A 12173-nucleotide genomic window follows, 5' to 3' on the forward strand; every position below is an offset into this window, starting at 1 on the left:
TCATGATCATTACTATAATTATTCTTTTGTTCGCCGCTCTTATTTTCATTTTACAACATCCAAGATATGGCAAAAAACCATCAGGAGAAAGATTGGCTTTGATGCAGAAATCTCCGCACTATAAAAACGGAAAATTCGAAAACATCTCTTTTACACCAGAACTCGCAGAGGGTTACAGCTTCTCTAAAGTTTTCTATGATTTTTTGTTTAAGAAAGTAGACCGTAAAATTCCAACTGAGACTATTCCGTCTGTTAAAACCAATTTACATGAACTTTCTATAGACCAGGATGTTTTGGTATGGTTTGGACATTCCTCCTACTATATTCAGCTTGAAGGAAAACGTTTTTTGATTGATCCCGTTTTCAGCGGAAATGCCTCCCCTATTTACGGCACTACAAAAGCATTCAAAGGAACTGATATTTATACCGCCAATGATTTTCCGGAAATAGATTACTTATTGATCACACACGATCATTATGACCATTTAGACTATGCAACGATAATGGAATTAAAACCGAAAATCAAAAAAATAATTTGCGCCCTTGGTGTAGGTTCACATTTTGAATTTTGGAAATTTCCGAAAGAAATCATTATCGAAAAAGACTGGAACGAAAAAATAGAACTGGATCTAAATTTAACGCTTTATACTGCTCCGTCAAGACATTTTTCGGGCAGAAGTATTAATCGTTGCAATACTCTTTGGACATCTTTTGTCTTAGCAACCAAAGATTTTAAAATGTATTTAGGTGGTGATAGCGGCTATGATACTCACTATGCAGAAATTGGCAACAAATTTGGACCTTTTGACATTGCTCTTATCGACAATGGCCAATACAATCCTGCCTGGAAATACATTCATAATTTACCTGAAGATGTCATAAAAGCCATGAAAGATCTAAAAGCAAAACGCGTATTTCCGGTACATTCATCAAAATTTCCATTGTCTCTTCATCCTTGGGATGAACCTTTGATAAAAATAACCGAATTGAATGCAAAGTCTGAAAACCCAATTCCGTTGATAACTCCAAAAATTGGTGAATTAGTTGAATTGAGAAATGACAAGCAGGAATTTCAGCAGTGGTGGAAAGGAGTTAGATAATTTTTGATTGCCCATTTTAGATTTTAGATTTTAGATTGAAAACTGTGACTTAAAACGTTTCGTTTGTCATTTCGATCGAAGAGAGAAATCACAAAACAAGATTGCCGACATACTATACGTAATTTCGAGTGCGATTTCTCCTTCGCCGAAATGACAAGATTGCCTGAAAATGATGGCGCAAACCTCAAACCTGAAACTTAAACAACCTCACTAAAAAAAATGAACCAAAAAATATACCTTTTAGTAATTGCTTTTCTCATTACCTTAAACAGCTTCTCCCAAAATACCTACGTCTTTTTAGGAAGTTACAATCGAGATCTTACTGCAGCATCTATTCAGGTTTACCAATTAGATCCTTTAAAAGGGAAATTAAGCAAAATAACTTCGGTAAAAAACATCATAAATCCATCGTATTTGACGGTATCTCCAAACGGAAAATATCTTTATGCCTGCACAGATACTAAAACTCCAAATGCAGGAAGCGTGAGCAGTTTTGAATTTAATCCCGAAAACAAAACCCTGACTTTTTTAAACAAACAATCCAGTGGCGGTGAGAATCCTGTTTATCTTTCGGTTCATAAAAGCGGGAAATGGCTTGTCAATGGCAATTATACCGAGGGAAGTGTTTCGGTTCATCCGATATTAGAAAACGGACAAATAGATTCGATTGTACAGAATTTTCAATATAATGACGGAAGTACCCATAAAGAAAGACAAACGAAATCCCATGTTCATTCTACCGTGTTTTCTCCACAAAACGATTATTTAATCCTGCCCGATTTAGGTGCTGATAAAATTCGTTGTTATGGTTTTGACGAAACTCAGCAACAACCTTTAACAGCAGTAAAAGTTCCGTTCCTAAAAACAGATTTAGAAGCCGGACCCAGACATTTTACTTTTCATCCAAACGAAAAATGGGGATACTGTATCGAAGAAATGTCGGGGTCAATAAGTGCATACCAATATAAAAACGGAACTTTAAAACAAATTCAGCGTATCGCTGCACATCCTGATGAAATCACTGAAGGTTTTGAAAGTTCAGACATTCATATTTCACCTGACGGAAAATTTCTGTACGCCACAAATCGCGGCAAAGAAAACAATATTGCCATTTTCTCTATTGATGGAAATGGTCTCCTGAAAAATATTGGTTATCAATCGACTTTAGGAAAACATCCACGAATTTTTGCAATCGATGAAAGTGGCAAATTTTTGGTTGTAACAAATGTCAATTCAGGAAATGTAGTCGTTTTTAAAAGGAATGAAAAAACCGGAATGCTCAAAAAAACCGGAAATGAAGTTAGAATGGAGAATGTTTCATGTGTTCAGATAAAAAGAATATAATTATGCCGGAGAAAAGATGGCATACAGATTTTAATGTAATTCGGGGCTCAAAAACACCATTTAGAAAAGTCATTTTAATCCTTTTTCTCCCAGCTATCGAGAGTGGCATTTAAAAAACATAAAACGATAAAAAATGAAAAAACCAGAATTCAATTTACAACCTGACATTTTACAAGACGACATTACAAAATTAGTTCCGCTACAGGAAACTGATTTTGATGCATTATATAAAGTAGCTTCAGATCCATTAATTTGGAAACAGCATCCCATAAAAGACAGATATAAAATTGAAGTGTTCAGACCTTTTTTTGATGCTGCTATCAACTCAAAAAGTGCCTTCTTAATTTTAGATAAAGAAACAAATGAAATTATAGGCAATACCCGATTTTACGATTACAATCCTGAGAAATCAAGTATTGCAATAGGTTTTACGTTTATTGGCAGAAAATACTGGGGCGGTTTATACAATCAATCGAATAAAAAATTACTGGTCGACTATGCTTTTGAGCATGTTGATTCAGTACTTTTTCATATTGGTGCTGATAATATTCGTTCCCAAAAAGCAGTATCGAAACTGGGAGCGGTAAAAGTTGCCGAAATGACTGTTACAAATAATGGAGTCGATATCCCTCATTTTGAATTTGAATTAAAAAAGCAATAAATAAAAAAATGAAAAGAATAACAGTTTTCTGCGGTTCCAGTTTTGGTACCGATGAAATTTACAAAGAACAAGCCACTTTGCTCGGACAGACTTTAGCCAAACAAAATATCGAATTGGTTTACGGCGGAGCAAATGTTGGTTTGATGGGCGCTGTAGCGGATGGCGTTTTAAACGAAGGCGGAAAAGCAATTGGAATTTTACCAAATTTTTTAAGATCGAAAGAAATAGCCCATCTCGGTTTAACCGAATTAATTTTAGTAGAAAGCATGCACGAAAGGAAAACCAAAATGAACGATTTATGCGATGGCGTAATCGCACTTCCGGGAGGTTTTGGAACCCTTGAAGAACTTTTCGAAATGCTGACCTGGGCGCAATTGGGCTTGCACAAAAAGCCAATCGCTATTTTAAACATCAACGGTTTTTATGATTCTCTTATTGAATTAACTAAAGTCATGGTAGATAAAGGTTTACTAAAAGAGGCCAATCAGCAAATGCTTTTGGTAAGTGACACTATTGATGATTTATTAGAGCAAATGAAAAATTATGTAGCACCTGCAGTCGGAAAATGGATTGACAAAGAAAAATCATAAATCAGAAGAAAAAGTAAAAAATATATTGATCATGCAAAATCCGCACATGTTAAAATAGTGCGGATTTTTTATTAAAGGATTTAAATATAGCACATTAAGTAAAATACAAAATAGTAGCCGGATAAAAATAGGTATAAATCATTTATATAGTAAAAAAGCAATGCTCTTTTATCTGAAAATACTTATATATTTGCACCATTAAAAATCGAAGCAAAATATAATTTATTACCAAAATTAAAATGAAGAAAAAATTACTATTATTATTTTTTACGCTCTTAACTGTTCATTCTTATTCTCAAGTTGTTTTTGAAAAAGGGTATTTTATAAATAATAACGATCAAAAAACAGAATGTCTAATTAAAAATTTAGACTGGAATAGTACTCCTACAGAATTTCAATACAAATTAGACGAACAAGATCAGCCCATAACGACAAATTTGCAACAAGTAAAAGAGTTTGCGATTTCTAATGAATCCAAATATGAAAGATATACTCTCAATGCTGATTTGTCTAGTGATAATTTCAATGAAGTAGATTATAGTAAAGTGCCCAAATTTAAAGAAGAAAAAATTTTCCTGAAGGTATTGGTTCAGGGAAAAGCAAATCTATACGAATACAGCAAAAACAATTTAACTTTCTATTTCTTTAAAACAGATACAATTCCTGTAAATCAATTAATTTACAAAACCTATAAAGTTTCTGAAGATCAGGTTGCTAAAAACAAGCAATACAAACAGCAAATTTGGATGGCTTTAAAATGTGATAATATTACACTTAAAGACATTGAAAACCTAAATTATAAACGAAACGAACTAATCAATTTATTTGTTAAGTACAACGAATGTAATAATAGTGAGTTTACCAATTTTGATAAGAAAGAAAAAGGAAAAAATTCATTTCATTTAAGTATCAGACCTGGAATAAAAAATTCAAATTTATATGTGTCAAATTCCTATACATCAGATCGAGACAGAGACTTTGGTAATAAATTAGGATTTCGAATAGGTCTGGAAGTAGAATATGTTCTGCCTTTTAACAAAAACAAATGGGCATTAATTATAGAACCCACTTATCAATCTTATAAAACCGAAAGAGTAGATTATGGTGATAAAAAATCAGAAGTTAATTATCAGTCTATTGAGTTACCGATAGGTATTAGACATTACATTTTCTTAAACAATAATTCTAAAATTTTTATCAACGCACAGTATACAATTGAAGCAGCGTTTAATTCAGAAGCAAAAATTTTGTTCAATTCATATATAGTGGATGAGCCTAAAGTTGATCCACAAGTTGGTTTCGCTGTTGGTGCAGGGTACAACTTTAAAAAGAAATATAGTGCTGAATTACGATATAGCAATAAAAGTATTATAGGAAATCACGAGTATTTAAGTTCAAGGTATGGGACAGTATCTCTGATCTTTGGGTATACTATATTTTAAAATATAAAAGTCTAATTTTAAAGCTTTACAATTCAACTGTAAAGCTTTTTTTATGTCTAAAAAATAAATATTAAAATCCACTTGATTTTCATTAAATTAGTATCTCTAAAAAAAGCACCCTACACTTATAACATTTCAAAAATGAAAGCAGAAAACAACCACTTCGCAAAAGCCGAAATGCTGATTAGAAAACCTGTTTCAGAAGTTTTTCAGGCTTTTACAGATCCGGAAATTACTCGTAAATTTTGGTTTACAAAGGGATCTGGCAAATTAGAACAAGATACCACTACTGAATGGACCTGGGAAATGTATGGCTTTTCATTAACGGTAACCACTCTTGTTTTGCACGAAAATAAAAAAATCGTAATCGAATGGGGAAACCCTGATGAAACAACTTTAGTAGAATGGGTGTTTAGTTCGCTAGACGAAAATGAAACGTTTGTAAGCATTACCAATTCAGGTCTAAAAGGAGATGCCGATAAAATAATAGATCAGGTCAGAAATTCGACTGAAGGTTTTACCTTGGTTTTAGCAGGAGCAAAAGCTTATCTGGAGCACAATATTTTGTTGAACTTAGTGTTGGACCGATTTCCTAAGGGATTTGCATAAAAGAGTTTCAGGTTTCAAGTTCACACAAAACTTGAAATCTAAAAAACAAAAAAATATGGAGACTAAAAAACCCGAAAATATCGACGAATATATTGGCACATTTCCAAATAATGTTCAGGAGATTTTAGAAAAAGTCAGAACAACAATTCAGAAAGCGGCTCCCGATGCTAAAGAAAAAATCAGTTATTCGATGCCGGCTTTTGACCAAAACGGAATCGTAGTTTATTTTGCTGCTTTTAAGAATCATATTGGTCTCTATGCTTTACCAAGCGGCCATGAAGCTTTTAAGGAAGAACTGTGCAGATATAAATCAGGAAAAGGTTCTGTTCAGTTCCCTTTCGATCAAACAATGCCATATGACCTCATTACTAAAATCGTAAAATTCAGGGTAAAAGAAAACCTTGACAAAGCAAAAAAGAAATAATTTTAAATGGATTTAACCCAACATTACAACCAACTTTACGAGAAATCTTCTGAGGCAATTTTAGCTGGAAATTACACATTAGATATACGGATCAATGATATATCAGATTCCCGATTTGGTATAACCTTACTCATTCGCCCAAACGAAACGATAAAAGCTAATATTCAGTCGTTTTTAGCCCATTTAAAAGCCATTGATCCTGAACAATATTATTATCCGGATTCAGACATCCATATCACCGTAATGTCAATTATTTCCTGTTACGAAGGTTTTACTTTAGATAAAATAAAAATTCAGGAGTATATTGACATCATTCAACAAAGTTTAGTGCATTTAGATAAAATCAACATTGAGTTTCGAGGGGTTACAGCGTCCCCTTCTGCCCTACTGATTCAGGGTATACCAACAGATGAATCCTTAAATAATTTCAGAAATAAGCTTCGTGAAAATTTTAAAAAATCGTCTTTAGAACAAAGTATTGATAGCCGATATAGTATTGCAACAGCACATATTACTGTAATGAGATTTCAGGAAAAATTACAAGACCCTAAGAAATTAATTTCAGTTGTAGAAAAATTTCGTCATTATGATTTTGGAGAATTTAAGGTAAAAAATCTGGAATTAGTTTACAATGATTGGTATCAGAAAGAAAGAAACACAATCCGTTTAGCCGATTTTATTATCTAATTTTTTTCTACGACTCTACCGAAAGGAACAGGCAAAGCAATTCACTAATTGAAATATGCTGAAGGTTTATATTAATTAGTAAAAATTCGTGTTTATTCGTGAAATTCGTGGCGAAAAATTACTTATTAAATTTACCAAAATGCCATAAAATACCGGATGGGTCGTGTAAAAAGCATTCGCTTCCCCAATCGAAATAAACGGTAGGAGTTAATTTTACCCCATATTTTTCAGTTAAGTTCAATGCCAATAACTGATTGTAATAATAATCAACATCCTCTACTTCAAGAAAAATCATGGTATTTTCATTCCAGCTTTTATCATAGTAATCCTGAAGATAAAAGGCTAAATCACCTGTTTTAAAGACAGAAAACCTGGGATCTAAAACTCCTTCTTCAAAACCTAAGTCCTGATAAAAACGTCTGGATACTTCGAAATCTTTGGCTCCTATAAAAGGTCGGATTGAAATTGCTTTGTGATTCATTTTATTCAGTTTTACAATTGATATTCAATACTTTAAATTTTATCAAATTTAAGGAAACCATTCAATTTTATGATCAAGGCGAATAAGAAAATCAGTAAATGAATTTCCAATTTCGGTATTATTTTTACTGTTTAAGCCAACAAAAGGAGAAAGAATTATTTTAATATGATCAAATTTATCTATTTCAATTCCAATAAATTCGCCGCTTCCGTTTGAACCAATTCCAATAGTTCGGGTCAATTCTGCAACAATATTATAGCTTTTATTGGCTTCAATAATTTCTTCTAAGCTCCAGAGCTTTATAAACTCCACACCAATAAACTGATCAATACCAAAGTAGTTTTCAAGATAAAAAGTATAATCTTTTGGGAGTTTTAAACTGGAATAAGATTCTACATCCGCTACTTCAACAGAAGCTTTAATATCTCTTTTTGGAAAATCGTATTTGGACATTATTTGTTGTAGATCATCCATAATCGATATGATGTTTTATAAATTTATATCATTATAATAAATCAGAAACCATTTATTTTTCAGGAGTTTGAATTGTCTTTCAACTTCAAAACCACTCTTCGGAATCCAAAATCTTTCGATTACCAAAGTATCGGTTTTAACCAAACTATGTTCATAATTTTCTATTTCATTTTTCTCAGAAACCGGAACAGTTATAAATTTCCAATTTTCTTTTCTCCAATTGTGTCTGTCAAAACCTGAAACCGAAATTCCATCAATAGGAAAATCAACTCTCGAGATTTGAAAAACAGAATCTGAATGAAATCGGGAATTAAACATATCAAAATTCTCCCTTTTTATAATTGAACCCTTTTTTAAATCTAACGTAGCCGATTCTGCTTTTTTATCCCGACAACTTATCAAAATTAAAAACGATGCAACAACTATTATTTTCAAATGATTCATAAAAATCAAATCAATTTTTCTTCAAAATATTCCCCAAACCTCTCCCAATTTGTTCAATGGCTTCAAGACCTTTAGTTAATGGTGTTGCGGTAAAATCTTCATAAGCATCCATAGAAGTTCCTTTACGGTCATCCTGGGCATACACAAGGATCAAATTATTATCACTGAATGATTTTTCAAATTTTTGAGGCAGTTTATCAAAGATAGATTGATACGAAACAGATCCTTTTCGTGATAAGTTAAAAACAATCAGATCGGTTGGTTTAATCTCATCCGAAATCGCTTCAAAATCATCCCAATCCAGAATACTTTTAAAACCTAACTTAGCATTCAGCTTCAGATTATTGACGATTTGCTGAATAGTCTGCTGCGTCTTATAATCACCATAAATCACAATTGGTATACTTAACTCTTGTGATAATCGGCAAATTTTCTGCATTAAAAGATGAAAACCCACTCCTCTTTCAGAAAAAGGCGGACAAATAAAAACCAGCCTTTTTTCTTCTATAAATGTTTTTTGAAACCTGCAAATGAACAGACTCTTATTAACATTATTGATAATTGAATCTACGTTTTCTCCAAAAATTTTATCCAGAAAACCAGTCTTTCTCGGCCATCCTATAATCACAATATCTGACATTATTTCTTTTGAAGTTCTGGCAATTCCGCTCGCAGGATTATGATCGATCCTGGCAATTGTATTTATTTTTACTTCAGAAGCAGATCCCTGAATCACAAATTTGTCAACTGCTTTTCTATATTTCAAAATATTAATTTCCGCCTGGTCATTATTCGGAACAATCGTTAGTAACGTCACAGGATTAGAGGATTTCTTATCTTTTATTAAAAGAGCAAAATCTAATAAACCGGCTGTTGCCGAAGTTTTGGCTAACGGAATTAAAATGTGTTCATCCAGAATCTGGTCACTATGCGCATCTTCATGAGAAACTTCTTCTTCGCAAATTGCAATTTTCTTAGCCGCTTTTTCAGTAGCAAACGATGCCACAATACAAGTAATTAAGATTAAGATAATAGTTCCGTTTAAGATATTTTCATCCAGAATTTTAGCTTTAAATCCAACCAAAATAACCGCTAAAGTTGCGGCAGCGTGTGCACTGCTTAACCCAAAAATAAGTTGTCTTTCAGTCTTGGTATATTTAAAAACAATTTGGGTAAAAAACGCAGCAATCCATTTTCCGAAAATAGCGACAACACTCAATGTTCCGGCCACAATTAATGCTGTTGGCCCACTAAGAATCACACTGATATCTACCAGCATCCCAACTGAAATCAGGAAAAACGGAATAAACAATGAATTTCCAATAAACTCGATTCTATTCATCAATGCAGAGGAATGGGGGATCAGCGGATTTAATGCTAAACCGGCAACGAAAGCTCCAATTATGGGCTCTACTCCCGCTACTTCTGCTAAAAATGCCGCGAAGAAAACAACAGATAATACAAATATATAATGAGCGTGTTTTTCACTTTCCAGTTTTTTAAAGAACCATTTGGCAATTCTGGGAATAACCAGGAACATAATAGCAGAGAAAATAGCCAGTGAAACCCCTAATTTGATCCAAAAAGCCTGATTCAGGTTTCCCTGGCTGCTTCCCATAATAATGGCAAGAATAATCAAAACAGCAGTATCTGTTAAAATAGTTCCTCCTACAGTTATGGCAACCGCCTGATTTTTAGCAATCCCCATTTTACTCACAATAGGATAAGCAACTAAGGTATGTGTTGCAAACATACTTGCGGTTAAAAAACTCGCATTAAAATCATAATTAAGCAAATAAAAACAAACTGGAAACCCAATAGATAAAGGAAAAATAAAGGTAAAGAAACCAAATAATAAACTTTTATTCCGATTCGCCTTAAACTCATTCATATCAAGCTCCAAACCAGCAATAAACATAATATATAAAAGTCCGATGGTTGAAAATAAATCTACGGCTGAATTTTTGGCGAGAATATTAAGCCCGTGTGGTCCAATGATGACACCGGAAATGATAAGGCCTATAATTCCCGGAATATTTATTTTTTTTAATAAAATGGGTGACAAGAGAATAATGAAAAGTATCAACGAAAAAATCAATACTGGGTTACTAAGGGGTAATTCGAATTCTTGTAAAAAATGCTTGAAAAATTCTATCATAATGTAATTTTATCTTCTTTGTGGTACTTTAATTTTTCGCGAAAAGAGGGGTTCAAATTAAAATAAAATCTAAGAAGTTATTATTTACCGATTTATTTAAAAGTCAAACAAACCGGATTCTTTAGTGATTGCTTCATTACAAAAATACCTAAAAAAACTGCGAACTTTTCAAGAAAACCGCATATTAAGCAATAATTTTTGTTTCGTTGCCAAATTATTAAAATTTAATATTTTTTTTAACAAAACTGCAACATTAATAAACGAAAATAAATGTTCATTGCATTATTCAATTATCTTTGTCTTAATAAATATTGCACAATGGAAGAATGTATCTCTGTTTTTGATATGCTTAAAATTGGCGTTGGCCCCTCAAGTTCACATACTTTAGGGCCGTGGAGAGCCGCAGAACGTTTTTTAGAAGAGTTAAAAAGCGAATCAATTTTAGACCAAATTAAACGAGTAAAAGTCGATTTATACGGATCTCTTTCCCTAACCGGTAAAGGTCACGCTACCGATTTATCTGTTATGTTAGGTCTTAGCGGACAGGATCCGGAATATATTCCGATTGATAATATTGCCGGAATTATTAAAATTATTGAAGATACGAACGAAATTATTCTGGCCAATGAATATGCAATTCCGTTTTATTTTCTTCAGGATATTGTTTTCAATAAAGAATTTCTTCCTTTCCATGCCAATGGACTAAAATTTACTGCTTATAAAGCCGATGACTCTGAATATGAATCAACTTTTTATTCTATAGGAGGAGGTTTTGTTGTAAAAGAAGAACGTATAAATGCAAAAATCAAGGAGGTTATAAAATGCGCTTTCCCCTTCCCGATTCAAAATGCTGTTGAACTTTTAAATTATACCATTTCAGAAAACAAAATGATTTCGGAAATCGTATATGAAAACGAAAAATCAATGCAACCGGAAGCAGAAATTCACTCTGAATTAATGCGCATCTGGAACACGATGTTAGAATGTATGTATATTGGTTGTCATACCGGAGGAATTCTTCCGGGCGGATTAAATGTTCGCCGAAGAGCTTTTGATATGCACCAAAACTTAATAGGGTTATCCAATTACTCCAACCCGCAAACATGGTTAGAAGAAATTAGAAAAACTGAAGTAAAATTTCGTCAGATCTTAAAATGGGTAAGTTGTTTTGCACTTGCCGTGAATGAAGTAAATGCTTCATTAGGTCGAGTTGTTACGGCACCTACAAACGGAAGTGCAGGTGTAATCCCGGCCGTTTTAATGTATTATCTGGTCATTGAAAACCATGATGCAGGCGAAAAAGAAATCAAACAATTTTTGATGGTTGCCGGAGAAATTGGAAGTATCTTTAAAAAAGGATCTACAATCTCAGCTGCAATGGGCGGTTGTCAGGCCGAAATTGGTGTTTCGTCCTCTATGGCTGCAGCAGCACTTTGCGAATTAATGGGCGGAACTCCTGCTCAGGTTTTAATGGCTGCCGAAATCGCAATGGAACATCACTTAGGTTTAACCTGCGACCCAATTGGTGGTTTAGTTCAGATTCCATGTATCGAAAGAAATACTATGGGCGCCATAAAAGCCATAAATGCTGCCGAATTAGCCCTTGAAACGGATTCTAAAAATGCCAAAGTACCTTTGGATAAAGTCATCAACACGATGTGGCAGACTGCAAAAGACATGAATTCTAAATACAAAGAAACCTCAGAAGGCGGATTGGCAATTGCCGTAAATATGGCTGATTGTTAAAAAATAAGTTTGC

Annotated in this window: 13 protein-coding genes; 9 read left to right on the top strand and 4 right to left on the bottom strand. The window is 33.2% G+C overall.

Annotation, left to right across the window (positions count from 1 at the left end; all coding sequences use genetic code 11):
- Positions 1-2 precede the first annotated feature (2 nt).
- The 8 genes from ACQY44_RS00830 to ACQY44_RS00865 all read left to right on the top strand — a co-directional run bounded on the left by ACQY44_RS00830 (position 3) and on the right by ACQY44_RS00865 (position 6857).
- Complete coding sequence (locus ACQY44_RS00830; RefSeq protein WP_428228528.1) at positions 3-1100, top strand: MBL fold metallo-hydrolase; 1098 nt, start codon at positions 3-5, stop codon at positions 1098-1100.
- Between the two features lie 219 nt (positions 1101-1319).
- Entirely contained in the window at positions 1320-2444 is a 1125-nt protein-coding gene (locus tag ACQY44_RS00835; RefSeq protein ID WP_428228529.1) for a lactonase family protein, read from the top strand.
- A gap of 133 nt (positions 2445-2577) precedes the next feature.
- Positions 2578-3105, top strand: coding sequence for a GNAT family N-acetyltransferase (locus ACQY44_RS00840; RefSeq protein WP_428228530.1), 528 nt, complete (start codon positions 2578-2580; stop codon positions 3103-3105).
- 8 nt (positions 3106-3113) lie between these two features.
- The gene (locus ACQY44_RS00845) at positions 3114-3695 is read left to right on the top strand and encodes a TIGR00730 family Rossman fold protein (protein ID WP_428228531.1); all 582 of its coding nucleotides are present in this window, start codon (positions 3114-3116) and stop codon (positions 3693-3695) included.
- A 239-nt stretch (positions 3696-3934) separates the two neighbouring features.
- On the top strand, positions 3935-5137 hold the full coding sequence (locus ACQY44_RS00850) for an outer membrane beta-barrel protein (protein ID WP_428228532.1): 1203 nt from the start codon (positions 3935-3937) through the stop codon (positions 5135-5137).
- 141 nt (positions 5138-5278) lie between these two features.
- On the top strand, positions 5279-5746 hold the full coding sequence (locus ACQY44_RS00855) for an SRPBCC family protein (RefSeq protein ID WP_428228533.1): 468 nt from the start codon (positions 5279-5281) through the stop codon (positions 5744-5746).
- A 55-nt stretch (positions 5747-5801) separates the two neighbouring features.
- Complete coding sequence (locus ACQY44_RS00860) at positions 5802-6170, top strand: iron chaperone (RefSeq protein WP_428228534.1); 369 nt, start codon at positions 5802-5804, stop codon at positions 6168-6170.
- A 6-nt stretch (positions 6171-6176) separates the two neighbouring features.
- Entirely contained in the window at positions 6177-6857 is a 681-nt protein-coding gene (locus tag ACQY44_RS00865; RefSeq protein WP_428228535.1) for a 2'-5' RNA ligase family protein, read from the top strand.
- A 118-nt stretch (positions 6858-6975) separates the two neighbouring features.
- On the opposite strand, the gene ACQY44_RS00870 is transcribed toward ACQY44_RS00865, so the two are convergent.
- The 4 genes from ACQY44_RS00870 to ACQY44_RS00885 are packed head-to-tail and all read right to left on the bottom strand — an operon-like array spanning position 6976 to position 10414.
- Positions 6976-7338, bottom strand: a complete 363-nt coding sequence (locus ACQY44_RS00870; protein WP_428228536.1) for a VOC family protein — start codon at positions 7336-7338, stop codon at positions 6976-6978.
- A 48-nt stretch (positions 7339-7386) separates the two neighbouring features.
- The gene (locus ACQY44_RS00875; protein ID WP_428228537.1) at positions 7387-7812 is read right to left on the bottom strand and encodes an SMI1/KNR4 family protein; all 426 of its coding nucleotides are present in this window, start codon (positions 7810-7812) and stop codon (positions 7387-7389) included.
- A 15-nt stretch (positions 7813-7827) separates the two neighbouring features.
- Entirely contained in the window at positions 7828-8256 is a 429-nt protein-coding gene (locus ACQY44_RS00880; RefSeq protein ID WP_428228538.1) for a hypothetical protein, read from the bottom strand.
- 10 nt (positions 8257-8266) lie between these two features.
- Complete coding sequence (locus tag ACQY44_RS00885; RefSeq protein WP_428228539.1) at positions 8267-10414, bottom strand: cation:proton antiporter; 2148 nt, start codon at positions 10412-10414, stop codon at positions 8267-8269.
- A gap of 318 nt (positions 10415-10732) precedes the next feature.
- Here ACQY44_RS00885 and ACQY44_RS00890 point away from each other — a divergent pair, with 318 nt between their 5' ends.
- A complete protein-coding gene (locus ACQY44_RS00890; protein WP_428228540.1) occupies positions 10733-12160 on the top strand; it encodes an L-serine ammonia-lyase in 1428 nt (475 codons plus the stop codon).
- Positions 12161-12173 lie beyond the last annotated feature (13 nt).

It is taken from the genome of Flavobacterium sp., assembly GCF_965277525.1.
Classification (GTDB): Bacteria; Bacteroidota; Bacteroidia; order Flavobacteriales; family Flavobacteriaceae; genus Flavobacterium.

Excerpts from the sequence above, each read along its gene's own strand:
- ACQY44_RS00830 (WP_428228528.1), top strand. The coding sequence starts at position 3 with ATGATCATTACTATAATTATTCTTTTGTTCGCCGCTCTTATTTTCATT.
- ACQY44_RS00835 (WP_428228529.1), top strand. The coding sequence starts at position 1,320 with ATGAACCAAAAAATATACCTTTTAGTAATTGCTTTTCTCATTACCTTA.
- ACQY44_RS00840 (WP_428228530.1), top strand. The coding sequence starts at position 2,578 with ATGAAAAAACCAGAATTCAATTTACAACCTGACATTTTACAAGACGAC.
- ACQY44_RS00845 (WP_428228531.1), top strand. The coding sequence starts at position 3,114 with ATGAAAAGAATAACAGTTTTCTGCGGTTCCAGTTTTGGTACCGATGAA.
- ACQY44_RS00850 (WP_428228532.1), top strand. The coding sequence starts at position 3,935 with ATGAAGAAAAAATTACTATTATTATTTTTTACGCTCTTAACTGTTCAT.
- ACQY44_RS00855 (WP_428228533.1), top strand. The coding sequence starts at position 5,279 with ATGAAAGCAGAAAACAACCACTTCGCAAAAGCCGAAATGCTGATTAGA.
- ACQY44_RS00860 (WP_428228534.1), top strand. The coding sequence starts at position 5,802 with ATGGAGACTAAAAAACCCGAAAATATCGACGAATATATTGGCACATTT.
- ACQY44_RS00865 (WP_428228535.1), top strand. The coding sequence starts at position 6,177 with ATGGATTTAACCCAACATTACAACCAACTTTACGAGAAATCTTCTGAG.
- ACQY44_RS00870 (WP_428228536.1), bottom strand. The coding sequence starts at position 7,338 with ATGAATCACAAAGCAATTTCAATCCGACCTTTTATAGGAGCCAAAGAT.
- ACQY44_RS00875 (WP_428228537.1), bottom strand. The coding sequence starts at position 7,812 with ATGGATGATCTACAACAAATAATGTCCAAATACGATTTTCCAAAAAGA.
- ACQY44_RS00880 (WP_428228538.1), bottom strand. The coding sequence starts at position 8,256 with ATGAATCATTTGAAAATAATAGTTGTTGCATCGTTTTTAATTTTGATA.
- ACQY44_RS00885 (WP_428228539.1), bottom strand. The coding sequence starts at position 10,414 with ATGATAGAATTTTTCAAGCATTTTTTACAAGAATTCGAATTACCCCTT.
- ACQY44_RS00890 (WP_428228540.1), top strand. The coding sequence starts at position 10,733 with ATGGAAGAATGTATCTCTGTTTTTGATATGCTTAAAATTGGCGTTGGC.